Raw genomic sequence first — 25,243 nt, forward strand, 5'->3', positions numbered from 1 at the left:
GAAAGGTGTGGAGAGAGATGAAGGTATTATTTGCTGCAGCGGAAGGAAGCCCTTTTATAAAGACGGGAGGGCTTGCGGATGTCATAGGCGCCCTGCCGAAGGCACTGCTCAAGAATGGGATCGATGCACGGGTGGTGCTGCCCAAGTACAAATCAATTCCGGAAGAGTATACGGCATCGATGCGTTATATTCAGCATATCGAAGTGCCGGTGGGCTGGCGGCAATCGTACTGCGGTATTTTTGAGCTGGTGTTTGATGGGGTAACCTTCTACTTCCTCGATAACGAGTATTATTTCGGTGCGCGGGACGGTGTCTATGGGCATTATGATGACGCCGAGCGCTTTGCCTTCTTTAATCGCGCGGTGCTGCAGGTACTGCCGCATATAGAATTTCAACCGGATATTATTCATAGCCATGATTGGCATACCGGGATGATCAGTCCGCTGCTTGACAAGCATTATCGCCATGATTCTTTTTATCAGAACATTCGAACGATCTATACGATTCATAATTTGCAGTACCAGGGCGTCTTTCCGTATGAGGTGCTCGGTGAGCTGCTTGGTATGGAGCATCAATATTTTAGCCCGGATAAGCTCGAATACAAAGGCGGAGTCAGCTTTATGAAAGGCGGCATCGTTTATTCCGACAGGGTAACGACCGTGAGCCGTACCTATGCCGATGAGATTCAGACGCCTCATTTCGGAGAAGGGCTGGATGGCGCGCTTCGCTGGCTTGGGGATCGGATGACCGGGATTGTTAACGGCATCGATGACAAGTCGTATAATCCCGCCACTGATCCCCACCTGTTCCAGCGTTATCGTTCCAGCGTCACCAAGAAGCAGGCAAACAAGGCGGAGCTTCAGCGGGTCTTAGGTATGGAAGAGAACAAAAACACGCCGATGATCGGCATGGTTACCCGTCTTACTGCTCAGAAAGGGCTGGATCTCTTGTCCCACGTGCTGCATGAGCTGATGGACGATGAGCTGCAGCTTGTCATTTTGGGCAGCGGCGATCCGCATTATGAGGGATTCTTTCTAGATATGGCGCTGCGTCATCCGGATAAGCTTTCCGTGCAGATCCGTTTCGACGAGAGGCTGGCGCGGCAGATATATGCGTCATCTGACTTGTTCCTGATGCCGTCGCAGTTTGAGCCCTGTGGGCTGGGCCAGCTGATCGCGATGCGTTACGGCAGCATTCCGATCGTACGGGAAACGGGCGGCTTGAATGATACAGTGCAAGCCTACGAGGAATTGACCGGTGAAGGGAACGGCTTCTCCTTTACGAATTACAATGCCCACGATATGCTGTACACGATTCGCCGCGCGCTCAGCGTCTATCATCAGCCCGAGCATTGGAAGCGGATTGTGAAAAATGCGATGGCCGGTGATTACAGCTGGAATGAGTCCGCGCGCCAATACAAGCAGTTGTACGAAGAAGTGCTCAGCCCTGTATATAGTTAATGATGACGATGGGATAGCCCCTTCTTAAAAGCTTTGGTTGTACCGCATTCACTGCGCAGTCGAATGTTCTTCCGATCGCTGTTGTTCCCGGATTCCTTTGAATGAATAGGCCGAGGTGGGAATCCGGGAACAAAGGCGACCGCTGACGCTTCTCCAGAATCATTCGATCTGCTCCGTTTAGGCGTAACCGTTTACTTTGCCCATAGACTTGCAGGAAGATATCCCCGAAAACCATCTCGTTTGGGACATCAATGATGCAGTCAATCGCCTACCTATGAAGATCTTCACTCCAGCTTATCCCGGCGGCGGTCGAGATCGCTGCCACCCCAAAATGCTCATGAAAGTCATCATTTACGCCTACAAGCAGCGTATCTGCTCTTCCCGCCAAATCGCAAAAGCCGTTCGCGAGAATATCATGTTCATGTGGCTCGCCGCCCGGCAGTGCCCAGACTCTCGCACCATTAACCGTTTCTTCTCAGAGCACATGAAGTCCGTCGTGAAATATGAGACGTATCACAAACAAGCACAGATACCGCAGAGAGTGGATTTAAGCCCAAAATTTGCTGAAGAAAGCAGCCATTGACCAAAATAGAAACGGGATGGAGCAGATATAACCCCTGATCCATCCCGTTTTCAATTACATAGGTTTTGTTTTTTTGGTTGAGGCTGTGTGCTTTACTTTTTTTAGACAGTCTCTTTCTGCTTGCTAGTTTAAACGTCGGTATAAAATTCGGTAATCCAGCGGGGCAAGCTCAATACACAGCGCTCTATCTGGAACAAATCGGTTGTTTGACACCCTGGACAGGAGGGTAAATATGGGTACTGAAATAGAGGGAAGGGTGGGTACCCTATGATAAAATCTTTAATCGTCGTCCTGCTGCTTGCTGGTTTTCAGATTGCAAATGTCATGCCTGCCAATCAATCAGAGACCGGAACAGCAGCCCCGATAACCGACCAGTCTGAGCCGTCTATCGTTTCATTTCAGCAGGTGAATGGGATTAGTTTAACGGATAATTTAATTACAATTGAGGATAAACTCGGGCAGCCGGTTACGATAGAGAAGGATGCATTGTTGCCAGAACGTAAAGAGCATGTATATGACAACACGGTGCTTGGTTTCAGTGGAGATTACGTGGAGTATATAAAAGTTACTGCAGATCAAGGAGTGGTCAAGATCGGCGATAAAGAGCTGGTGTTCGAAATGGACCATCTGGTGACCACGCTCGGGACGCCCGATTATATAGCCGAGGATGGACTGGTTTATGTTCAGGATGGAATTAGTCTGAAGCTCTATTACAAGGAAGACGGCAAGCAATTGGATTCGCTTCAAGTGTATTGGTCATCACAAGTTTAAAATTAATGTTTCAATCCGATTGGAATGTGGTAATCAGGACTAGCTCGTTACACAAGCTTCACCCAATGATAAAAAAGAAACGGAGGAATGAAAGATGAAACCAACTGTACAAGTATTAGATACGGGAATGGCGGCGATCAACGCAGTTCGCGATTTGAACCAACGAGGGTATAGCCAAGATGATATATACGTGCTTGCACATGATGATGATCATACCGATTCCTTAGCCGATGCGACGAATGCGAACACAATCGGCATGTCTGAAGAGGGAGTATTCACCTCCATGGCTAATCTGTTTCGATCCCGGGGTGATGAGCTTCGCGCAAAGCTGGAGTCTATCGGATTATCTGAGCAAGAGGCCGATCAATATGAACAAGAACTGGATAAAGGGAAAGTTCTTGTCATTGCGAAAATCCATTAAAAAAACATTATTTCAAACCAATCGTTTGAACAAGACAAGTCTTCTTCGGAAGCTTGTCTTCTATTTGTGTTTATATCAGGTATTCCCTATGATTTGTTAAAAAGTGCAATAAACACCATAATACATTATGATATAATGACTATTCTCTGATTCATTATTATTTACTTTGGGTGAGGAGCGGACAATGAAGATAAAGACAAAGCTGTTAATCGGATCTCTCATTTTAGTAGTGGTGCTGCTGATATTGGCCAGTGCGGGAATCGGCAATTTGACGAAACTGGCCAATCAGATGGACGACCTTCATGCCAATCGTTATCAGAAAATGCTGCTTGCCTATGAGGTTAGAGGAGAAGCCAATAAGGTCGATCAATCTATTTCTAACATATTAGCTGTACCGACCAAGGAAAATTTAGAACAAAATACAGAGCGTATCCAGCAATCATTAGTTGTAGCCGGAGAAGCGTTGCAGAGGCTTGATGAGCAGACGAATACGCCGCTTGAAGACAAGATTTTAGCTGAACTTCTACAAACTGGAAAAGATTACATTCAGTATGCCCGAGAGATCATCCAGCTGATGGAAGCGGGAGAGGCTGTCGAAGCGAGCGCCCTTTGGCAAAACGAAGGCGTCGGTTACCAGAATCAACTCACAGCTAAGTCCAACGAAATGGTAAAATATCACCGGGCAGAGATGGATAGAGCATTCGAGGAGTCGAAAGCAAGCAGTGATTCTACGATCACAATGATGAGCATCGCTACGGTCATCGGGCTGCTGCTGGGCATCGGCGCAATGCTGTGGAGTATGAAATGCCTTGGTGAAGGCCTGCAAAGCCTTTCCGTCATGATCAGGGGATTCGCCCATGGGACGATCGATGCCTCTTCGCGAATTCAGCATATCCGAAACGACGAATTCGGCGATGTGGCGAAGGTGTTTAACGCCTTGGCTGAAGATATCGAGAAAAAAACAGAGCTGGAGCTTATCTACAGTAGGAGCAGAGAAGAAGAGTCCTGGGTGAAAACCAATCTGGCCCAAATCATGGTGAAGATTCAGAGTGATATGGATCTGACAAAATTAAGCCGTTCGTTTATCCGGGAGATGACTCCACTTACCGGTGCGCAATTTGGCGCGCTCTATGTAAGGGAAGGATACGGGGAGAAGAACTTCCTGAAGCTTCAGGGAGCCTATGCTTTTGATGATGAGACCGAATTCGATAAGCAGTTTATCTTTGGTCAGGGATTAGTGGGTGAGTGCGCACAAAATGGCAAACCAATCGAACTAAATGAATTGCCTAAGGATTATGTAAAGTTACAGTCCGGCATTGGTGATATCTCACCGCAGCATCTCCTGCTTGTTCCGGTTCAGTACGAGCAGCATACGCTGGCCGTTATTGAACTGGCTGCGATTCGTCCGTTCAGTGCGCTGGAGCGAAGATTGCTTGAAGAAACGATGGAAAGTCTCGGCATTATATTAAATAATCTGTTCGGGCAGATGAAGGTGGAAGAACTGCTGCGAGAATCGCAAGCATTAGGCGAAGAGCTGCAGGCCCAATCCGAAGAGCTGTTATCCCAGCAGGAAGAGCTGCGCCGATCCAATGAGAAGCTCGAAGAGCATACGAAGCAGCTGAAGAAATCGGAGGAACTGCTGCAGAGCCAGCAGGAGGAATTGGAGCAGAGCAACGAAGAGCTGCTTCAAAAGACGCACATGCTGGAGCTGCAAATGAAACAGACGGAGCAGAAAAGCGAGCAAATCGCGAAAACGAAAGCCGCGCTGGAGAAGCAGACCTTCCAACTGGCGTTGTCATCCAAATACAAGTCCGAATTTCTCACGAATATGTCGCATGAATTGCGCACGCCGCTCAACAGCTTGCTCATTCTGTCGCAGATGCTGATGGATAATAAAGACAGCAACTTAACGGCTAAGCAGGTTGAGTTTGCAACCACGATCTATTCCTCCGGCAGCGATCTGCTCAAGCTGATTGATGAGATCCTCGATCTATCCAAAATCAGTGCGGGAAAAATGGATGTTGTTATCGAGCATGTGCCCCTGAATGAGCTGGATCTGTACATCCGCCGCAGCTTTACGCCGATTAGCCTGCAGAAGGGCGTTGCCCTGGAAACAAAACTGGAGGACGGCCTGCCGGAGGAGATATACACGGATAGCCATCGTGTGAAGCAAATCTTAAAGAATTTGTTATCCAATGCGTTTAAGTTCACACAGCAGGGCTCGGTTCAATTTACAATTCGCAACGCCAGGCCGGATGAGTGTGAGCTGGCAGAGGATAACAGCACCTCCATTGTCGCGTTTGAAGTGAAGGATACCGGCATTGGAATCCCGCAGAATAAACAACAGCTCATTTTTGAAGCGTTCCAGCAGGTAGACGGCACCACAAGCAGGATTTATGGAGGAACCGGGCTTGGCTTGGCGATCAGCCGTGAGCTCGCCGCCTTGCTTGGCGGAACGATCAAATTGGAGAGCGTCGAAGGAAGCGGAAGCATCTTTACCTTGTATCTTCCGGAATTCCATATTGCAGGTGAGCAAAATTCCCGCGAGCTTTATGACAATGTGCTGTATAATCCTGAAGTTGGAGAGCGCGTTGTAGATCCTTCCTTGTATGCTGCGCCGGCAATCGAGGTCGTGGACACCACGCAGGATTTAAAACATTTACAATCCGATATAGAAGACGATCTCAACAATATTGAAGCCTCGGATAGGGTAGTGCTAATCGTTGAAGATGATGTCAACTTCGCCAAGGTTCTGCTGGATATTGCGCGTGCGCGCGGCTTCAAAGGGATTGTGGCGCTGCAGGGCGACAAAGGGTTGTCTTATGCGCGAACCTACAAGCCGGACGCGATATTGCTTGATATTCAATTGCCGGTGCTTGACGGTTGGACGGTTCTGAACCAATTGAAGCATCATTCGGAGACCAGGCATATTCCGGTCCATGTTATTTCTGTCGTTGACGATATTCAGCATGGATTATCGATGGGCGCTATCGCTTACTTGAAGAAACCGACGGACAAAGGCAGCCTGGAGCAAGTGTTCACGCAGATTGAGTCCTTCCTGGAGCGCGGTCTGAAGAGACTGCTGGTCGTTGAGGATGATGCCGCACAGCGTATAAGCATCGTCGAGCTGATCGGACATGACGATGTCATTATTACTGCGGTGTCAACGGGGAAAGAAGCATTGGAGCAGCTGAAGGAGCATCATTACGATTGCATGGTGCTTGATTTAGGGCTCCCGGATATTTCCGGATTTGAGCTGCTTGATCAAATCGGCCAGAATGAGCTGCTGCACGAAATGCCGATTATCATCTATACTGGAAGAGATTTGGATATTAAAGAAGAGTTAAAGCTGAAGAAGTACGCAGGCACAATAATTATCAAGGATGTGAAGTCGCCGGAGCGGCTCCTGGAGGAGACAACTTTGTTCCTGCATCGTGTGGAGGCGGACCTTCCGGAGGACAAGCGCAATATACTGCGCAAACTGCACAGCATGGAGACGATTTTTGAAGGAAAGAACATTCTCATGGTCGATGACGATATCCGCAACGTCTTTGCTTTGTCCAGTGTGCTTGAAAGCTACAAAATGAATATCTCGTTTGCGGAAAATGGACGGGAAGCATTAGAGAAATTGGATAAACATCCGAACGTAGATCTCGTATTGATGGATATTATGATGCCGGAGATGGACGGTTATGAAACGATGCGTGAAATTCGCCTGATGCCGAAATTTAACAAGCTGCCGATTATTGCCGTTACCGCAAAGGCAATGAAGGACGACAGGGATAAGTGTATCGAAGCCGGCGCCTCGGATTATATCTCCAAGCCGGTCAATACCGAGCAGTTATTGTCGTTGATGAGGGTGTGGTTGTATAAATAAGCTAGTAAAAACTCAAGAAGAAGAGCGGGAGCAGATTGAAATTGAGCTGCTGCTTGAAGCGGTGTTTAGACTGTATGGTTATGATTTTCGTAACTACGCCTATGCATCGATTAGAAGGCGGATCTGGCATCGGGTCAATATCGAGCGCTTGACTACGGTTTCCGGACTAATGGAACGGATTCTCCACGACCGTAAATGTATGGACCGTCTGTTATCGGATTTAACCATTCATGTCACCGAGATGTTCCGCGATCCGCAGATGTTCAAGGCTTTCCGTGAAAAGGTGGTTCCGATTCTTCATACCTATCCGTTCATCCGCATTTGGCATGCAGGCTGTTCAACGGGGGAAGAAGTCTATTCGATGGCGATTTTACTGCATGAGGAAGGTCTGTACGAGAAGGCGCGGATTTATGCGACGGATACGAATGCCGGTGTGCTGAAGCAGGCACAGGAAGGCGTTTTTCCACTTGAGAGAATGCAGCTGTACACCCGGAATTATATGGAGGCGGGAGGCGCGTCATCGTTCTCCGAGTACTATACGGCAAAATATGAATCTGTTATTTTTCAATCGGAATTAAAGCGTAATATTGTGTTTGCCCAGCATAATTTAGTAACAGACAGCTCTTTTAATGAATTCAACGTGATCTTATGCCGCAATGTCATGATTTATTTCAATAAGCAGCTTCAGGATCATGTTCACGGGCTGTTGTACGACAGCCTCAGCACGTTTGGAGTGCTTGCACTGGGCACGAAGGAATCAATTAACTTTACAAAGCATGCCGACGCTTATGAGGAGCTCGACAACCAGAACCGGCTGTACCGCAAGGTGAAGTGACGCGAAGGGCAGGTGAGTAGCGAGATGAACACGATGGATACGCTGATCAATATATTGCTGGTCGATGATAATCCGGATAACTTGTTAGCTTTGGAAGCTGTATTGGACAACAACAATTATAATTTGGTTAAATGCCTTTCCGGCGAAGAAGCGCTGCGTAGCCTGCTCAAGAACGATTATGCGGTCATCGTATTGGATGTTCAGATGCCGGGGATGGATGGATTCGAGACGGCGCGGTTGATTAAATCACGGGAGAAAACGAAGGAAATTCCGATTATATTTGTATCGGCTACAAGCAAGGAGACCGAGCATTTTTATACGGGTTACTCCGTCGGGGCGATCGATTATATGACGAAGCCGTTTGTGCCGCAGATTTTGAGGACGAAGATTGAAGGCTTCGTGAATATGTACGTCAGCAGTAAAAAACTGCAGATGCAAACCGAGCTTCTTCACCAGAAGACAAAAGAGCTGGAGAAGATGAATAAAGAGCTCATGCGTACAGCATACAAGCTTAGCAAAACGGAAGCCCAGGCGAGAGTCGTTCGTGAGACATCGATCGATACGATGGTCACCTTTGACGAGGAAGGCGTTATTTTGACGGTTAATCCTGCACTGGAGCGGATGTTTGATTATTATGAGGATGAGGTTGTAGGGCGGAAGATTTCCTTGTTGATTCCTTCTTTTAATGATAACGATTATACGGAGAAGGCGAATTGCCCGGATTCGTCAGAACACGGCGGTTTAATTCAAGTGATGCCCCTACGCAAGGATGGAAGCCCGTTTCATGCGGAGATTCAAATCGGCAAGGCAATGGTCGATGACGAACAGATCTATGCGTGCACAATTAGGGATATCACGGAGCGTAAGCAGGTTGAGATGGAGATTGTAGCTGCCAAGGAAAATGCAGAGATCGCCGCAAGAGCGAAGACCGAATTTTTGGCGATGGTCAGCCACGAGATCCGCACACCGATGAACGGGGTGCTGGGCATGACGACATTACTGCTGGAGACCGAGCTGTCGGAGGAGCAGTATGAATATGCGGATATTATCCGCAAGAGCGGAGATGCCTTGCTTTCAGTGATCAACGACATTCTCGATTATTCGAAGATCGAGTCAGGGAAAATGGAGCTCGAAGAGGTTCCATTCCAATTGGTCACCTGTATCGGGGAAACCTTCGATCTGTTTACCGCCAAATCCAAGAAACGTAATATACAGATGACGTATTTCATCGATCCGCTGCTTCCCGATTATATTGAAGGGGATGTTACGAAGCTGCGGCAGATATTAATTAATCTGGTGGGAAATGCAATTAAGTTTACGAATGAAGGCCGGATCGATGTCAATGCCCGGTTGAAGTCCGACTACGGAAGCTCCCTCATTCTCGAGATTGAGGTGAAAGACACGGGGGTAGGCATTCCGGAGGAGAAGCTGCCTTTGCTGTTTCAGCCCTTCTCGCAATTGGATTCTTCTATGACGCGTAAGTATGGGGGAACTGGCCTTGGGCTGGCCATCTGCAAAAATTTAATTGAACTCATGGGTGGAACAATACGTGTGGATACCGAGCAATCGAAAGGTGCGGCCTTTATTTTCACCATTCGCGTAAAAACGCATCGGGGACTGTCTTCAGGAGTCGATGAGTTTGCTGCGGAGGAGGAAACGGAAACGCGATCATTTTCCTTCACAGAGCTTCTTAATGAAGCTGATCGTAATGATGAAACGGATGAGCTCGCAACAATGAGCAGAGATCAATACCGGATTCTGATTGCGGAGGATAATGATATTAACCAGAAGCTGTCGCTGCGGCTGCTCGATAAGCTGGGCTTTAAAGCTGATGTGGCCGCAAACGGCAGCCAAGCGGTAGAGATGGCGATGAACAAACGGTACGATCTTATCCTCATGGATATTCAGATGCCGGTTATGGATGGGTTGGAAGCGGCCGGCCGAATTTCGGATGGGCGGCTGGAAGAGGAGCGGCCCATTATCGTGGCTATGACGGCCAATGTATTAGCCGGTGAACGTGAGAAATGCCTGGAAGCCGGTATGACGGACTTTATCAGCAAGCCGGTACGCTTTGACACATTGAAACAGATCATGGAGCGGTACTGCTGAAGGTCGTCCTGGCAAAACAAACAGCCAACCTCAAACCATTGAGGTTGGCTGTTTGTCAATAAACCCGTTTTTCTCAACCGCGCAATAACGACTCCGCGCCATCGATATAGATCGGCGTGCCGGTAATATGGCTTGCTTCATCGGAAGCTAAGAAGGTGATGAGGCTCGCGACCTGCTCAGCCTGGCCTGGAGCATCCCTGAGCGGATGATCCCCTTCGGGAAACTCGACGGGAATGGTGATATCCTCGACTTCTTTTTTGCGATCGGTACTCTCGTCGATGTTTGTTTCAATGGCACCCGGGCAAACGGCATTGACTCGAATCCGGAATTGGGCAAGCTCCAAGGCAGCCATCTGCATTAAGGCGACTTGGCCTGCTTTGGAGGTGCTGTAAGCCGACATGCCGAAGTTTGAAAAGACACGGTTTCCATTAATCGAGCTTGTAATAATAATGCTGCCGCCCTGCTTCTTTAATGCAGGAATGGCATGCTTCAAGGTTAGGAAGGTACCGGTTAAGTTCGTTTGAATTGTTTTATTCCATTCCTCCTGCCGCATCTCCTCGATCGGGGATAGTGTTCCGTTGATCCCTGCATTGGCGAACACAATATCTAATTTGCCCCAGCGATCCAGCACCGCGGCATAAGCATCCGTGATGGACTGTTCGTCGGAAATATCCGTTTGTAAGGTGAGTGCTTCACCGCCGGATTCCGTAATTTGGGCATTAACCTCTTCCAAGGTTTCCAGGGTAAGACCTGCCAAAGCGACCTTGGCGCCTTCCTTGGCCATTTGGATGGCGGAGGCTTTGCCGATCCCTGAACCGGCACCGGTAATGAATGCGACTTTGTTCTCCAATCGACGATATGATTTCTCCATCAGTATTCCTCCCTTTCCATAATCGGTTCACACCTTTGCATCCACTATTACCCGCGTCAGTATTGGTATAACCAAAAAGACGGAGTATCGATCGTGCGGCGTATGAGGGGAAGGAATGGTTACTAAGACAGATAATTGGTTAAGTAGCTTGTAAGCATCCAAGTACCCATAAATCAAGTTTGAAAGCGGTGAATGATCATGACGATTAAATATCGCATCTCTTGTTTTGATAGTGAGATTCTAGTGAAGGAGACAAAAGAGGATGGAACACCTGCCTTCCAAGTGAGCATTCAGCACGCAGCGAATCCGCTTGGCTTCGGCAATGTGCTTGCATCCTACGCTACCGAGGATCAAGCAATCCTACAAGCCAACCAATTCTGCCGTTTTTACACGAAAGCCAAGGAGCAGGGATATTATCTTCAATCCGACTGCTTTGTCAAACCCGACAAAAGGGATATCCCAGTATCTGATGTATTGGAAAATTGCAATAGCGAGGAGGACATCAACCGGTTATTAGAGGTTCAATAAACAGGAGGGGCAGCAGCCCCGGTGGAATCACTTTTCACTGATTGCCTGAGCAGAACGATTGAGGTTCTGCTCTTTGTTGTGCGGTCACCCGTCTGCTTTAGGAGCGAACACTTGTCAACTCCGTAACAGTTACGATATAATCCGGCTTAGAAAAACCTCCTGGCCGTTTGTTTCGGCGCTTGATGGGGAGGCGGAGAGGAAGGGCTGCAAGAAGATGAGTTCGACAGAGAAGGTTATTCCGGTGCATCTGATCTCCGGATTTCTTGGCAGCGGGAAGACAACGCTGCTTACGCGATTAATTGACTACTACCGTTCGCTTGATTTGAAGGCGGCTGTTATTATGAATGAACTCGGCGACGTCAATCTGGACGGCCAGCTGGTCGGCGATCGTGTGCCGATGAGCGAGATGCTGAGCGGCTGCATCTGCTGTACGATTCGTGGCGATCTGGGGGTGGAGATCAAAGAATTGATAGACGAGCACACACCTGACGTCATCCTCATTGAATCGACAGGTGCGGCTAATCCGCTGGAGATTATAGACGGCATAACGGAAACGGCAATGTATGCCCGTATCGATCTGCGTTCGGTAACGACCGTTATCGATGGAGCTGGGCTGCTTGAGATGAACAAAAGAGGACGAAACCAGACGTTCAGGCTGATGCAGGAGCAAATTCGCTGCGCAACCCATATGATTATCAACAAAGCGGACCGATTGGCACCGGAAGAGATTGTAGAGGTCGAGCAATTAGTGCGCGAATGGAACCATTCGGCGCCGATGACGGTTACAGTCAAATGCGTGGTCGATTTGGAGCGGTTCGGTTCGGGCGATAGCACAGACTCTGCCCATCCTACCCGGCTGTCCCTGGGCCAAGGTGCCGAGGCAGCATCCTGCGGTCCGGACTGCGGTCATGATCACAGCCATCATGCCCATACCGGTGAGTCACATGAGCATAGCCACGCGGCCCATATGCATGAATCCCATGAGCATGTGATGGTGCTCACACACTATTTTACTAAACCGATTGATTCTCATGCTTTCGAAGCGATGCTGAGAAGACTGCCCAGCGAAGTATACCGGGCGAAGGGGGTTGTAACCTTCAGCGATACGACAAGCAGGTTCCTGTTCCAATTTGCTTACCGCGAAGTTGAGTTTATACGGATTACCCCGCAGGGACAAGTGAATGATGTCGCTGTGTTCATAGGCGAGCATTTCTCCAAAGAGCAGCTGCTGGCTGAATTAGCGCTGTTGGAATAGCCTGTAGGATGATGCATCAACATGAACAAGGCTCTCGTTACCCTTGGCGGCGAGAGCCTTGTCCGTTTGATCATTCATTTGTAATCATAAATTAATATTAGCCTCCACGTTATGACAAAGTATTTGCTCCGGTTGGATTATAATAAAAATGTAATCGCATTATTTATTTCATTCATGGAGGGATTAGTATGAGTGAGGCGGAGCAAGAGATCGTTGTAAGCGAAGAAGCAGTAGAAGAAGAGGTTCTTGAAGAAGCTGAACAAGTGGAAAGCGCCGAAGCTGAAGAAGAGGCAGAGGCAGAGGAAGATTCGGAAGATGCGGGAGACGCGGAAGAGTCGGATGACGATGCGCCTGAAGCCGAAGCAGACAACGAAGAGGCCGCTGAAGACTAACTCCCTTCATCAATGAATGTAACAATCCCCATCCGCTATGTGGATGGGGATTGTTTTTTAATGCTTTTTCTCATGTTGGGTTAAGAAATACAAAAACCATACGGCGTGATTTTGTTCATCTGCGGCCGCTCTGAGGAATTGCTCCTTGATATAGGGATCTTGCGTTTTATCTGCGACCTCACGGTAAAAGTCCGATGTCTTTTGTTCATCTTTAAAAGCAGCATGTAATCCAGCCCAATAATCGGTTGGACATTGTTCAAGCAGTTGTGGGGTAGGCTGCTTGCCGGTCAAATAAATATAAATTTGGGAGAAAGCCTGATAATGCCTGAATTCATCATGGCGAATCTCGAGAATTTGCTTGCGGATCTCGTCATTTGCCGTTATTTTGGCTAATTGCTCGTAACAGGTTAATGCTGCAAATTCGCCGTTAATTGCTTGTGCGACATCATTTATCAATCCAATATCCGTTGACGTGCGCACGTAATCGTAAGAATAGAACATTTGGGGGATCCCTCCAAGGCGTTGATATTCCTACAATATATACAAGATACCGGGCAAACGTGCAATATTAACGGTTTTGAGTTGACCCCTTACATGTTTTCTTTTACATCCTGAACAGGATCTTCGATCACGGAAACAGCCTTTCGCTTCGCACGTTGTTTTTTTCTAACCCACAAGAAGATCAAGACGAGAGGTATGGCAGCCGCAAAAATGTAAAGACTCACATCTTTCACCATGTTCTCGGCTGCGCGGCCATAAAGATAAAACAGAATGCCGATCACGTAAAATTTCACCGCTCTGCCGATCGCTGCATAGGCGATCAGCCGCCAAAGCGAAAAGTTCAGGCAGCCGGCCATAATGGTAAACACTTTAAATGGGATAGGTGTGAAAGAGCCTATCAGAATCGCTGTTTCTCCATTTTTTTGAAACATCTTCTCTGCCGAATCGACCCATTCCTTTTTAAGAAATTTATACAATAATGAATGACCCAGCGCTTTGCCGATCCAGTATCCGAACGGGGTACCCAAAAGGCAGGCGACAAAACCGACGGTTGCAAGCCACAAGGCGGCAGAAGGGTTAAGCATACTTAGTGAAACTTGAGTGAAGAAAGCGGGAACAGGAAAAATAATGGCGTCGATAAAAGAGTGAATAAATAAACCCCATTCACCGAATTCCTTTAATCCGTCAATTAAGCTCTGAAACATCAATCATGCTCCCTTCAGCAGTCCCTTAGTTGCCATAACGATCACTTTGATTACAGATCAAATCTCATCTAACTTTTAAAGTTTACAATAACCGGTATGAGGTTACAACTGCAATGGCCGGTAATATGAAACAGTTTGGCGCTGAAATAAAGCGGGCGCGAGGCGCACGACCAAGGAAGCGAACCAGGTGCAAAGCAACTCGTTGCGCCGGATCGGCTAAGCTCGCCGAATCCAGGTGCAAAAATGCTCGTCAAGCTAGTCTGCATAAATGTCCAAGTTCCCTCATAGACATGTTATCAGCCTGTTAAAACATTGTGCAGAGGGGATGATCTTTCATGCGTCGCATCAAGTGGGTCGCGGCAATTATCGTCTGCGTATCGGTATTTCTTGCCGGTTGCGGAACGAAGGACGCTGAATCAGTAGTGAAGGATTTAGGAAAAGTCGTTAGCAGCATGGAGAGCTACAAAGGCAGCGGCACGATGACCCTCCATACCGGTCAGCAGCCTTTAGAGTATCAAGTTGAGGTGTGGTATCAGAAGCCTCAATATTATCGCATCGCACTAACCAACACGCAGAAGGATATTACTCAGATCGTGCTTCGCAACGATGATGGCGTATTCGTATTGACGCCGCGCCTCAACAAAAGCTTCCGCTTCCAAAGCGATTGGCCGGAGAATCAAGGTCAAGTGTATCTGTATCAAACGCTTGTTCAAAGCATTTTGCTGGACAATTCGAGACAGTTTGCAGCGGATAAGGATGCTTACGTATTCGATGTGATGGCGAACTACCAGAATGGCTCGCTTGCGCGGCAAAAAATCTGGCTTAACAAAGATGATTATGCGCCTCAGCAGGTACAAGTCAGTGACGCCAACGCTGCGGTAATGGTGGAAGTGAAATTTAACGAATTTGAATTTGGCCCAACGTTTGAGACCGGCGCATTCGACATGCAGCGCAACATGGGAGCTGCTGCAGAACAGGAACAGCCGACCAGCGCTATGCCGGATGAGGATTCGGAAGGCGCCGTAGAGCCTGATGAGGTTGAAGGCGCGCCTATAGAGGATGGTGCTGATGCGGATGGTGCTGAAGATACGACAGGTGCTCCGTCTGAAGGCGGCGTCCAAGCAGAGGAGCAGGAGCCATTCATAACGATGGCGCCGGAATATTTCCCTGAAGGCGTTGCTCTGAAGGATATGAGCGATATTACGCTGGGTGACAATCCAGGGGTAATGATGCGTTATACGGGTACTTACGATTACACGCTTATTCAAACGCATCCGAAGGACCAGGCAATGGCATTAATACCCGGAACGACAATCGATCTTGGGCACACGCTTGCTTTGATGAGCGGCGAGGAGCAGCGAACGCTTACCTGGACCTACGAAGGTGTGGAATATCGTTTGACCAGCGCGACGCTTCCTGAATCCGAGATGATTAAGGTAGCCCAATCCGTACAGAGTGAAATGGGCAAATAATACCTGTAACGTAATCCTGTCCCTTCATTGACAGCCCCTATCGAACCGTTTAACATAATACTATTGGGTTGTTGAAAGAAAAGAAGGTGACTTGCTTGGAAACTTATTATCGACCTACCCGAGCGGAGATTTCGTTTGATGCACTGCGCCACAATATTAATGCATTCCGTCGTGTAATGCCGGCTGGCGTCCCGATTATGGCATCCGTGAAGGCGAATGCTTACGGACACGGCGCAGTCGAGATTGCCCGTGAAGCTGTACGCTGCGGCATCAATTACTTAGGTGTTGCGTTTCTTGATGAAGCGATTCAGATCAGGAAGTCGGGTATCGATGCACCGATTTTGGTACTCGGATTTGTGGGGCCGGAAGGACTTCCGATCGCGCGAGAGCTGGGAATTACAATAGCTTTGTTTCGTGAGGATGTGCTGGAAGCCGCTGCTGCGCTTCCTCCATCCTCAAAACGATTGAAGACGCATATTAAAGTTGATACCGGCATGGGCAGATTGGGTCTTCTGCCGGAAGAGGATTGGGAGGCCTTTATAGAACGGGCTGTACACACTCCCGGAGTTGAAGTTGAAGGGCTGTTTACGCATTTCGCCCGCGCCGATGAGGCGGATAAGAGCTATACCGAGCTTCAATACAGCAGATTTAACAAGTTTGCCGATTATGTGAAGATGAAGGAACTGCCGATATCAATTATCCATGCGGGAAATAGCGCAACTGGAATTGATACGCCTGAGTGGGCAGGCGGCATGCTCCGGCTTGGCATCAGTATGTACGGCCTGTATCCGTCTGTCGAAGTAAACAAACAGCGAATTGAATTAGAGCCTATAATGTCGTTGAAAACGGAAGTTGTCATGGTTAAGGATGTGCCGCCGGGTTGGGGAATCAGTTATGGCTCCAGGTATGTCGCCAGCGGCAATGAGCGAATCGGCACACTTCCAATCGGATATGCAGATGGTTTCAGCCGTATGTTGACCGGTAAAGCGGAAGCGCTCGTCCGAGGGCATAAGGTGCCTGTGCGTGGTGCGATTTGCATGGATCAATGTATGATTGCGCTCGATTCAGCCGCTAATGCCGAGGGTCCTGTTCAGAGCGGTGAAGAAGTTGTCTTAATCGGTCGGCAGGGTGATGAGTGCATTACTGTGGATGAGGTAGCAGCAAAACTGGGTACGATTAATTATGAAGTGACCTGCATGCTGGCTGCGCGTGTTCCCCGGGTCTATACGCGCGAAGAGAAAATCGTTGCAGTAAGCAATGCTTTGGCAATTGGGTTGGGATAAATTTCCAAATAATTATTTTCTTTCAGAAAGAGGATTTTTTATACGCACCACGAATTACTTAATTTCAGACTTTTAAGGAGATTATGGAATGTCTCTTTATGATGTACATCATAATTGTTATATCACGCGCATAGATATGTTCATGTATATTCAGCAGCTTTTATCGAAATACTGGAAATAGGCTTTCTGGAAATGTTTTGGGGGTGCGAGTTGGTGGCCAATATGCAAAACACCAAAAGGATCATGATTAGCTTGCCGGATTACTTGCTGCAGGAAGTGGACGGGATTGTCGAAAGGGAAAATTCAAACCGAAGTGAGTTTATTCGGCAAGCCATGAAGCTGTACTTAATCGAGCGTAAGAAACGGCAGATTAGGGAATCGATGCAGCGCGGGTATATGGAAATGGCGATAATCAACTTGAATATGGCCTCGGAAGCCTTTCAAGCGGAGGAAGAGGCCGACGACACGCTCGGCCGTCTTGTAAGCGGGGTGTAGGGCTTGATCGTAAAACGCGGAGATGTGTTTTTTGCTGATTTGTCACCAGTGGTCGGATCTGAGCAGGGAGGAGTCCGGCCCGTATTGGTCATTCAGAATGATATCGGCAACCGGTTCAGTCCGACTGTCATCGTGGCTGCAATCACGGCACAGATCCAAAAGGCCAAACTGCCAACCCATGTTGAAATCGATGCGGCAACGCATGGATTTGACCGGGACTCGGTTATTCTGCTTGAGCAGATCCGCACGATCGATAAACAAAGGCTTACCGACAAGATTACCCATCTGGATGATGAGACGATGCGAAAAGTAGACGAATCGCTTCAAATTAGCGTAGGACTGATCGATTTCTAAGTGCAAAGAAATTAAATAAGGACATTGCCTCAAGCGAACAACCGGACTGCGGTTCAGCTGCACTAGAGACGATGTCCTTTTCTTCATTTCCAATAAAATATTCAAAGCAAGGGACGTATGTATTCCGCACGTCCCTTTGCTTTATTAGACGCCTTGTGAATCGGTTTCTTTAAAACCGGAGGATATAGTGGTGTGCTTTGCTTTCAATTGCTCCAGTATTTTTGTCAAATGTCCATTTCGCTGCTTACAGACCACTAGTAAATCGGCAAGCGCGCCTTTGATCTTCCCGGCATCCTCTGATTTTATCGCTTCCGTAAACTGTTTGTAGATTTCCATGTGATGTTTCCTTTGTTTTTTCATTTCCTTTGAGAATACGTCATCTTTCCACTTGTGCTCAATTCCTTTTGTCCGGGAGCTCCTAATTGATCTTAATTCCTCGTGCAGACGCTGTGACTCGGCTAGAACCGGCTCCCAATCTTTCATTGTTTCCGGAGCGTATTTTTCGACGAGCAGCTTAATATAGGTTTGATGATGAACGTTAGCGCCCATCATTGCCCCATCATGACGTTTGTGTATTCGGTGTCCCCGGGATGGATCGGAAGTCCGGACCTGTCCAGCTACAGCTTGGGATGAGGTCGTGATTGTATCTTGCGATGTGCGGGCAGACGGGCTGGTCGAAGCTGCATATGCGGCAGCAGGGGAAATGAGCGTCAAGGCAAGCGCTGCAGGGAGAATGGATTTTTTCCACGAGCTTTTCATGAGCGAACCCTCCATATTGATATTGGTCTACAGATAGTAGGATACACATTTTTGTTGGAATAAATAGCACTGGTTAACATGAATATGCAGAAAATAAGGATCTTCAACATCATCTTGTATAGCCATGATTATATCCTGGGCGGATTGCACTATGAGAGTTGATTCTGAATGCGTAAATAGATATGTTCTGACAAATTCCCGCATTTGCTGTAGACAATTCAAGAAACATTTGGTAATATAGCGTCATCTAAACAATTATATTGCCGTTATTAATAAGCAACTGTTATGCGAAGAACGCATGCCAGGGACGAGACGTCCCTTGCTGCGTTCTTTTTTTGTTGCTTGATGAAGGAGGCGTTATGAACCGTAAACGGAATTTATTCATCAGTTCCTTTGCGGCTGTATTGGCGGGATTGCTGGTCTATTTCGTCTATACGCTGCAGCTCAAGCACATTGAGCTTCAAGAGACCGTGGAGGTCCTCGTCCCGAATCGGTTTGTTGCATCGGGAGAGCGGTTGGAAGGTGAGATGCTCTCGAAGAAGACGATCGCACAGGCCTCCTATGAACCGGGAATGTTTACGAGCTTGTCAGATGCGATCGGTCTGGAAACATCCGTACCACTGGGGAAGGATGAACCGATACTGGACTGGAAGGTCAGCCCTTACCGGCTGCTGCCCAAGCGGGACCAGTCTACCTTTCAGATTCCAAGGGATTATGTGTTATCCGTGTCGAACGGAATCCGGGCAGGCGATCAGGTCGTGATCTTTATTTCAGGGCAGGAGAACAGCTCGGCACGGCTGTTCGAGGAGCTTATCAGGGTAGCGTCGGTGAAATCGTCAGGTAACCAGGAAATAGATGATGTGAGAAATTCGAATTTGTTGTCGCTCGCAAATGGAGACAAAGAGAAGATGTACGCCTCAAGACGAGATGCTAACGCGATGATCGATTATATTAATCTGAACTTGACGGAAGAACAGTGGCTGGAGATCGATAACTTATGCAAGAACGGCGATGTTAAGCTTGTCATCGCATTTAGTCCTGCTTCTTTTGATCCGGTACAAACCGATACCGAGGAGGAGAAGCGGCGATGAAGTGGAACACCTCTCCCTTAATTTCATTTGTAGGGACCACACCAAACATCGGTACGACAATTGCTTCGTTTGCGACCGCTTACCGGATCGCGGAGCAAAGCGAAGCGCCGATCCTGTTTCTTTGTTTGAACCTGAAGAGTGCCAAGCTGCATCGTTATATCGGCGTGGATCGTCCCGCTGTTACGCTGGACAGCTTGAGGCCGGAATTAAGGGCAGGCACGCTTACTGGCGACAAGCTGTTCAGAGCATCCTATCGCATGCCGGATTGTCCGAGGCTGCATGTCTTGTTCGGCAATCTCATGCGGGATCAAGCGGAGTTTTTTGCCCCGGAGGAGTTGGAGCATCTGTTTGTAACGGCAAAGCAAGTATTTCGACTGTCCGTTGCTGATGTGAACGCTTATTGGGACAATGCCGCGACTGTGGCTGCGCTGCGTAGGGCGGATACCCGTATTTTGACGACAACCTCAGCATTGTCGAGTTTTCAAGAAGACGGACAACGTTGGATCGGCCAAGTATCACCGCTATTCGGCATTCCGTCTAATGCCTATGAAGCGGTTATCATACATCCCCCTTGGAGAAATGGAGGATTTTCATTGAGAGATATTCGCAAAGAAATTGGACTGCCTATCATTGGAGATTTACGTATGACAGAGGCGATGCTGACCCAGCTCGACAGCGGAAGATTGGAGGAATGGTTAAAGGAAGACCAGCACGGCAAATTAGCGATGCGTAAAACCTCCGATCAGTTGATGACCAAGCATGTAATCACAAGAAAGGCTGGTATTTCGGTGCAGCCATGGTACCGCAAGCTGCTTGCTCACCGCAATGGGGTGGGGTCGTGAATCATCCGGCAGATCACGGAGAAAGGCGTTTCTCCCCATCAGATTATGCCGTTCAGCTAAGAATAGATGCCCCGGAGCATCTGGAGCAGGAGCGGCGGACAGAAGAAACGGCGCAGAGTGAATTTCGCAAGCTGGCGGAGGATATCAGAGGTTTTTTGTCAACGCCCAGAGGTACTACCGAGGAGGAACGAAGACAGTATAATGAGCGGCTGAATCGGGCGGTTCTCGGCTTTCCACAGGAGCGAAGCGAGCTGCTTGCGGTCATTGCCGACCGTCTCATCCGCAAGCGGATTCATCAGCTGCCCGGCTATCATCATCCGTATCAATCGCTCGCCGAAGCGTTGTTTGCAGAGGTAATCGGACTCAACGTGCTCGAGCTGGTGCTGCTGGGCCAAGAGGGCCTTGAAGAAATCCAGGTTGTAGGCACACAGGTGTTTGAGGTGCGTGATGGCCGCGCCGTCCCTTCACCCTATGAATTTGAGTCGATTCATGATGTGGAGCGTATCCAGCAGAACCTGGTATTGTTCAATAATGACCGGATTAATCCGCGCAAGCGCTGGGCCGAGGTGATGCTGTCAGACGGCTCCCGCGTGACGATGACGGGGTTCGGATTTACTTCGGAGCCAACCTTAACGATGCGATTTTACACGGTTCGCCATTTCGATCTAAAGCTGCTATGCAAGCCGGAGATCAGAACGATGAATGAGAAGGTGCTTGAGCTTCTGCAGTCGATCTTAAAGGCACGGTTCAATATCATCGTCATCGGACCGACCAATTCGGGAAAGACGCATCTGATCAAAGCGCTCCTTGCTGAGCTTCCGGATGATGAGCGAATCATCACGATCGAGAATCGGCTGGAAATGATGCTGCGCCGGGATTTTCCGCGAAAAAACCTGATTGAATATGAAGCCGATGAGGAAGATCGGCAGCATTGCTCAGCGCAGGCGTTTAAGCTGGCGCTGCGCCAGTCGCCGCAGCGAATCGTGCATGCGGAGATCCGGGATGAGGATGCGAACATTTATGTTCGCGCCTGCACGAGGGGGCATTCGGGAAGCATGACGACGGTACACGCCAATACGCTTGAGGACGTCCCGGAGGCGATTACCGATATGTGCATGCTGGATGGACGAGCAATGAACCATGACCGGCTGATGAAACGCATTACCGAGTATGTCACCCAGATTGGCATCGAGATGCGGCAGATCGGAGATAAGCGGTGCATTGTCCGGATCGGGGAGATGTATTGGGAGGACGAGCAGACAAAGATTCGCGATTGGGTACGGTATGACGAACGGCAGCAGGATTGGTTGTTCCTTGACCAGCCTACGCGCTCTGCCGCGGAAAGGATGGGGCTTCATGCGGGGGCATGAGCCGGCTGTTCTGCCGCTTACCGTCATCATATTGTTTCTTTTATTCTTCATCATCTTGCAGCAGCTCATCTATGCTGTTGCCGATCAGGAACGCAAGCAGGACAGGCTGCTGTACCGCCGCCAAGGCCGCCTGCTGAATCGCCTTACCCTGATGCTGTCACGTTACGAAAGGCCCTACCGACATTTATCCGAGCTGCTGGAATCGATGCGCTGGCCGATTCATGCCGGGGGCTTTGTTTTATTATCGGGTTTGATCGCACTAACCGGAATAACAGGAGGCCTGCTGCTGTTCCAAAGCTTCAAGGGAACGCTGTTGTTAAGCTCGCTGTCGGGAGCCGCTCCTTACCTGTGGCTGCGGCTCGCGTTAATGAACCGGCAGTTGAAGACGAGAATGGATTTCTTGCCTGCAGTGGAGCTCTTTTACCAGTGTTATCTGGTTACAGGAGGCAGGCAAGTGCGGACAGCATTACAACGAACGGTGGAAGAGAGGCGGCTGCTTGGCCCGATCCAAACCGTATTCGAACAATTGTATCGTAATTTGTCTGTCCGGGGTGACGATGAGAGCAGCTTGCGCATTTTCTCCGCATCGGTTGGCCATGTCTGGGGAGATTACTTCGTTCAGATTTTGCGGGTTGCATTAACGGAGGGTAATTCGGTGGAGGACAATTTGAAGGATCTCATTACCGACATGCGCAAAGCGCGCAGAGCCAATCAGCAGGAGAGGAACCGCTTGCTTGAGATTCGAATTGCCAACTTCTCTCCGATTCTGTTCCTGGCGTTATTCATCGGCATCAATGTCCGCTATAACCCCGAGCATGCTTATTATTATTATCTGATTGATCCCCGGGGCAGGGATATGCTGCTGAATGCTGTGGTATTGATTTTCGTTTCCTTTGTTATGGGGCTGTATTTGTCCCGGAAAAAAATGTGAAGAAGGAGCTGCTTCGTTCATGCATGCTGAAGTGAGCCGGATCGTTTTCTGGGCAGCCATGGCGGGACAATACATATTCGGATTCATTTGTGCAGCTGCGCTGCTGCGTGCGCTGTTGATCAGGAAGCCGCGCTGGATGCATGTCGTCAGTACCCATTGGCAAAAAAGGCTGGTGCCTGACAGGCTGCTTCATTTGTTAGGAATGAACCGGGCCAAGGCATCTTTCACAGAGCGGGAAGCGCTGTTGACAGGGATCGGCTTCACCGGTGATCCCGCCATATATGTGTTGGCAAGAACAATCCTGCTTGCCGTGCTGCCTTGTGCAGCAGCGGGGTTATATTTTCTCTCACGTTTAGCTTCCGAGATTGCGGCATACTCCACGGTCTGTTATACCCTTATCGGATTGGGCGCTGCTATCGTATTCTGGGACGGGCCATGGCTGGAGGCTTTGAAAAACATGAGAACCCAGCGGATGATCAAGGAAATTTATATTATCAGCAATCAACTGCTTTATTTATCAGGATCGTCGCTTAATATTCACGCCAAATTAATGCGCTGCCTGCCCTATACGAGAGCGCTGCGAGGCGATCTCCAACGATTGCTCGGCGAATGGTATCACGATGCGGATGGGGCGCTGCGCCGTTTCAAGCAGCGAATCGGCACGGAGGAGGGCCTGAGCTTTGTCGAGACGATTACCTCCTTACGTTTGCACGAGAGCGAGGAATATTACCGGCTGCTGCGCGAGCGAATCCAGGATTACAAGGAAAAGATCGATTTGGCGAAGGAGAGCCGGAAGGAATCGGCTTCTTATGTCCTGTTTATACTGGCAGGCGTTCCGATCTTGTATATGTTCCAGATCTTTATTTACCCTTGGGTTCAAGAAGGGCAAAAATTGTTCCAGTCTCTGAATCCCTAAAAATCCGATCCGGGAGGTGAGTTTGTATATGCGGAATATTTTGATGACGGTTATGATGCTCGTTGTAGTTGTCCTGTTATTCAATGCTATCGTTACCCAAAACGGCACCGGGACGCAGGCCCAGATTCAAACACAAGGCAATGCCGCCAATAATCGAATCGGAGCAATGAATCCCCAATAAAGAAAGATGGAATGAAGGAGGTTGGCTATGCGTTCCATCCTGATATCCGTGCTCATGCTAACGGCGGCAGTCATTCTATACGTTTCCATTATTGAAGGTGAGCAGGGAACGGAGCGGGAAATACGGCGTGGGGGCAAAGCGATGAGCGAAATGATACGGGGGATTGATCCATGAAGTCGCTGCTCGTGTTTGTCTTGTTCGCGGCAATGCTCTGCTGGTTTATGTTTGCGCCGTTATATAAGCATGTTTTTATTGTTCGGCATGCCGTGCTGCAGAAGGAGGTCGATTATATGCTGGAGGTTGGCGCCAGCGGCGATCACGGCTATGTGGACCAAGCGATGATATCCGAATCAAGGCAGCGCTTGGCAACGCTTGGCATGAATCCGGAAGCTGTGCTCTATGAGGTAAGGTCGACCAGCGGCGCCGCAGCGGATAACTCTGCGGCTCCCGTTCTGCGAGGCACCGGAATCCAGCTTACAATCCGATACCCCTATGAACGGATATTTGAGATCGACCGGTTGGTGGGGATGACTCCGCTGTCGGCTGATACGCTGATGAGTGCTACAGGGATGAAGATGAGTGAATATGTGCCTTAATATAGGTGCTAAATGAATGAGAGCAAGGTAGGGATAGGTACGGTAACAAAGGGGTGGCTTATGTACAAGCTCTTGCTTATGACACTTATGCTGGTCATATGGATGCTGCTTCAGGCGTTGCAGCTTGATGAAGAGATGGCCATTCAGACCTTGTTTCATGGCAAGTATGCCGTGAATCGAGCGGCGCATGCGGCAGCGCAGCAGTTGGATATGGCCTTATTATCCAAAGGTGAGGTACGGATAGACGAAGCCGAAGCTGCCGAGCAGGCCGCGTCTTATCTTCGCTATAATCTCCGGCTTGATGACCGGGGGGAACCGCTCCACGATTCGTTATTACGCAGCAGTGCCGAAGTACTTGTATTTGACGTGATTAACGGAAATGAGGCCTTTCCCTACCTGTACCGTTCGGTCGAGCACAATTATGAGGTTGTACTGCAAGGGCCAAGTGTCGTCATGATCGTCCGTATGGACTATCAACGCGCATTCTCCGTATTGGAACCGATCCAGTGGGAGATCAAGGGTGCGGCGGAGCTGGTGCGGAGTTGATGTGTTAACTATACCTGCTGTCACACAAAGGGCGCTCCTCCCTTTGTATGGCGGCAGGTATTTTTGGGTTTAAGAGCCATTCAAAAAATATTTTTTTTGC

At 48.8% G+C, this 25,243-nt stretch carries 26 protein-coding genes and 1 pseudogene; 23 read left to right on the forward strand and 4 right to left on the reverse strand.

What is annotated here, in order from left to right:
• Positions 1-17 precede the first annotated feature (17 nt).
• From glgA to IEW11_RS13695, 7 genes and pseudogenes are all read left to right on the forward strand, one after another.
• Entirely contained in the window at positions 18-1,460 is a 1,443-nt protein-coding gene (glgA, locus tag IEW11_RS13665) for a glycogen synthase GlgA (protein ID WP_188531605.1), read from the forward strand.
• A 196-nt stretch (positions 1,461-1,656) separates the two neighbouring features.
• Positions 1,657-1,962 (forward strand): annotated as a pseudogene (locus tag IEW11_RS13670) (transposase); the annotation flags it as partial.
• 348 nt (positions 1,963-2,310) lie between these two features.
• Positions 2,311-2,814, forward strand: a complete 504-nt coding sequence (locus IEW11_RS13675; protein WP_188531606.1) for a hypothetical protein — start codon at positions 2,311-2,313, stop codon at positions 2,812-2,814.
• 94 nt (positions 2,815-2,908) lie between these two features.
• Positions 2,909-3,235, forward strand: a complete 327-nt coding sequence (locus IEW11_RS13680; RefSeq protein WP_188531607.1) for a YflT domain-containing protein — start codon at positions 2,909-2,911, stop codon at positions 3,233-3,235.
• A 184-nt stretch (positions 3,236-3,419) separates the two neighbouring features.
• Positions 3,420-7,112, forward strand: a complete 3,693-nt coding sequence (locus tag IEW11_RS13685; RefSeq protein ID WP_188531608.1) for a response regulator — start codon at positions 3,420-3,422, stop codon at positions 7,110-7,112.
• A complete protein-coding gene (locus IEW11_RS13690) occupies positions 7,105-7,947 on the forward strand; it encodes a CheR family methyltransferase (protein WP_188531663.1) in 843 nt (280 codons plus the stop codon). The genes IEW11_RS13685 and IEW11_RS13690 overlap by 8 nt, the downstream gene beginning before the upstream one ends.
• Positions 7,948-7,971: 24 nt before the next feature.
• Complete coding sequence (locus IEW11_RS13695) at positions 7,972-10,056, forward strand: response regulator (protein ID WP_229725271.1); 2,085 nt, start codon at positions 7,972-7,974, stop codon at positions 10,054-10,056.
• A 73-nt stretch (positions 10,057-10,129) separates the two neighbouring features.
• On the opposite strand, the gene IEW11_RS13700 is transcribed toward IEW11_RS13695, so the two are convergent.
• A complete protein-coding gene (locus IEW11_RS13700) occupies positions 10,130-10,927 on the reverse strand; it encodes an SDR family oxidoreductase (protein ID WP_188531609.1) in 798 nt (265 codons plus the stop codon).
• A 198-nt stretch (positions 10,928-11,125) separates the two neighbouring features.
• On the opposite strand from IEW11_RS13700, the gene IEW11_RS13705 reads away from it, so the two are divergent.
• The 3 genes from IEW11_RS13705 (at position 11,126) to IEW11_RS13715 (ending at position 13,102) form a co-directional block, all read left to right on the forward strand.
• Positions 11,126-11,455 carry a hypothetical protein gene (locus IEW11_RS13705; RefSeq protein WP_188531610.1) on the forward strand — a complete coding sequence of 110 codons (330 nt, stop codon included), beginning with the start codon at positions 11,126-11,128 and terminating at the stop codon, positions 11,453-11,455.
• A 214-nt stretch (positions 11,456-11,669) separates the two neighbouring features.
• Positions 11,670-12,710, forward strand: coding sequence for a CobW family GTP-binding protein (locus tag IEW11_RS13710; RefSeq protein ID WP_188531611.1), 1,041 nt, complete (start codon positions 11,670-11,672; stop codon positions 12,708-12,710).
• Between the two features lie 188 nt (positions 12,711-12,898).
• Positions 12,899-13,102 carry a hypothetical protein gene (locus IEW11_RS13715; protein WP_188531612.1) on the forward strand — a complete coding sequence of 68 codons (204 nt, stop codon included), beginning with the start codon at positions 12,899-12,901 and terminating at the stop codon, positions 13,100-13,102.
• Between the two features lie 57 nt (positions 13,103-13,159).
• Here IEW11_RS13715 and IEW11_RS13720 read toward each other — a convergent pair whose 3' ends face one another.
• Both IEW11_RS13720 and IEW11_RS13725 read right to left on the reverse strand, forming a co-directional pair.
• Positions 13,160-13,603 carry a ferritin-like domain-containing protein gene (locus tag IEW11_RS13720; RefSeq protein WP_188531613.1) on the reverse strand — a complete coding sequence of 148 codons (444 nt, stop codon included), beginning with the start codon at positions 13,601-13,603 and terminating at the stop codon, positions 13,160-13,162.
• Positions 13,604-13,692: 89 nt separating this feature from the next.
• Positions 13,693-14,307, reverse strand: a complete 615-nt coding sequence (locus tag IEW11_RS13725) for a YqaA family protein (protein WP_188531614.1) — start codon at positions 14,305-14,307, stop codon at positions 13,693-13,695.
• Positions 14,308-14,642: 335 nt separating this feature from the next.
• Between IEW11_RS13725 and IEW11_RS13730 the strand changes: the two genes are divergently transcribed.
• The 4 genes from IEW11_RS13730 (at position 14,643) to IEW11_RS13745 (ending at position 17,911) form a co-directional block, all read left to right on the forward strand.
• Positions 14,643-15,779, forward strand: coding sequence for an outer membrane lipoprotein-sorting protein (locus tag IEW11_RS13730; protein ID WP_188531615.1), 1,137 nt, complete (start codon positions 14,643-14,645; stop codon positions 15,777-15,779).
• 95 nt (positions 15,780-15,874) lie between these two features.
• Positions 15,875-17,062 carry an alanine racemase gene (alr, locus tag IEW11_RS13735; protein ID WP_188531616.1) on the forward strand — a complete coding sequence of 396 codons (1,188 nt, stop codon included), beginning with the start codon at positions 15,875-15,877 and terminating at the stop codon, positions 17,060-17,062.
• Positions 17,063-17,275: 213 nt separating this feature from the next.
• Entirely contained in the window at positions 17,276-17,557 is a 282-nt protein-coding gene (locus IEW11_RS13740; protein ID WP_308422738.1) for a CopG family ribbon-helix-helix protein, read from the forward strand.
• 3 nt (positions 17,558-17,560) lie between these two features.
• Positions 17,561-17,911, forward strand: a complete 351-nt coding sequence (locus IEW11_RS13745; RefSeq protein ID WP_188531618.1) for a type II toxin-antitoxin system PemK/MazF family toxin — start codon at positions 17,561-17,563, stop codon at positions 17,909-17,911.
• A gap of 144 nt (positions 17,912-18,055) precedes the next feature.
• Here IEW11_RS13745 and IEW11_RS13750 read toward each other — a convergent pair whose 3' ends face one another.
• Positions 18,056-18,670: a hypothetical protein gene (locus IEW11_RS13750; RefSeq protein WP_188531619.1), complete on the reverse strand. Its 615-nt coding sequence runs from the start codon at positions 18,668-18,670 to the stop codon at positions 18,056-18,058.
• Positions 18,671-19,029: 359 nt separating this feature from the next.
• Between IEW11_RS13750 and IEW11_RS13755 the strand changes: the two genes are divergently transcribed.
• The 9 genes from IEW11_RS13755 to IEW11_RS13795 are packed head-to-tail and all read left to right on the forward strand — an operon-like array spanning position 19,030 to position 25,143.
• The gene (locus IEW11_RS13755; RefSeq protein ID WP_188531620.1) at positions 19,030-19,761 is read left to right on the forward strand and encodes an SAF domain-containing protein; all 732 of its coding nucleotides are present in this window, start codon (positions 19,030-19,032) and stop codon (positions 19,759-19,761) included.
• Positions 19,758-20,603, forward strand: coding sequence for a P-loop NTPase family protein (locus IEW11_RS13760; RefSeq protein WP_188531621.1), 846 nt, complete (start codon positions 19,758-19,760; stop codon positions 20,601-20,603). Before IEW11_RS13755 ends, IEW11_RS13760 begins: the two co-directional genes overlap by 4 nt.
• The gene (locus IEW11_RS13765) at positions 20,600-21,973 is read left to right on the forward strand and encodes an ATPase, T2SS/T4P/T4SS family (RefSeq protein WP_229725273.1); all 1,374 of its coding nucleotides are present in this window, start codon (positions 20,600-20,602) and stop codon (positions 21,971-21,973) included. The genes IEW11_RS13760 and IEW11_RS13765 overlap by 4 nt, the downstream gene beginning before the upstream one ends.
• Complete coding sequence (locus tag IEW11_RS13770; RefSeq protein ID WP_188531623.1) at positions 21,960-22,904, forward strand: type II secretion system F family protein; 945 nt, start codon at positions 21,960-21,962, stop codon at positions 22,902-22,904. The genes IEW11_RS13765 and IEW11_RS13770 overlap by 14 nt, the downstream gene beginning before the upstream one ends.
• A gap of 19 nt (positions 22,905-22,923) precedes the next feature.
• Positions 22,924-23,820 (forward strand): hypothetical protein, encoded by an 897-nt coding sequence (locus tag IEW11_RS13775; protein WP_188531624.1) that lies wholly within the window; start codon positions 22,924-22,926, stop codon positions 23,818-23,820.
• 28 nt (positions 23,821-23,848) lie between these two features.
• Entirely contained in the window at positions 23,849-24,001 is a 153-nt protein-coding gene (locus IEW11_RS13780; protein WP_188531625.1) for a hypothetical protein, read from the forward strand.
• 27 nt (positions 24,002-24,028) lie between these two features.
• On the forward strand, positions 24,029-24,175 hold the full coding sequence (locus IEW11_RS13785) for a hypothetical protein (RefSeq protein ID WP_188531626.1): 147 nt from the start codon (positions 24,029-24,031) through the stop codon (positions 24,173-24,175).
• Positions 24,172-24,597 carry a hypothetical protein gene (locus tag IEW11_RS13790; protein WP_188531627.1) on the forward strand — a complete coding sequence of 142 codons (426 nt, stop codon included), beginning with the start codon at positions 24,172-24,174 and terminating at the stop codon, positions 24,595-24,597. Before IEW11_RS13785 ends, IEW11_RS13790 begins: the two co-directional genes overlap by 4 nt.
• A 60-nt stretch (positions 24,598-24,657) precedes the next feature.
• A complete protein-coding gene (locus IEW11_RS13795; protein WP_188531628.1) occupies positions 24,658-25,143 on the forward strand; it encodes a hypothetical protein in 486 nt (161 codons plus the stop codon).
• The last annotated feature ends 100 nt before the right edge of the window (positions 25,144-25,243 follow it).

It is taken from the genome of Paenibacillus abyssi (assembly GCF_014640295.1).
GTDB classification, from domain to species: Bacteria; Bacillota; Bacilli; order Paenibacillales; family Paenibacillaceae; genus Paenibacillus_D; species Paenibacillus_D abyssi.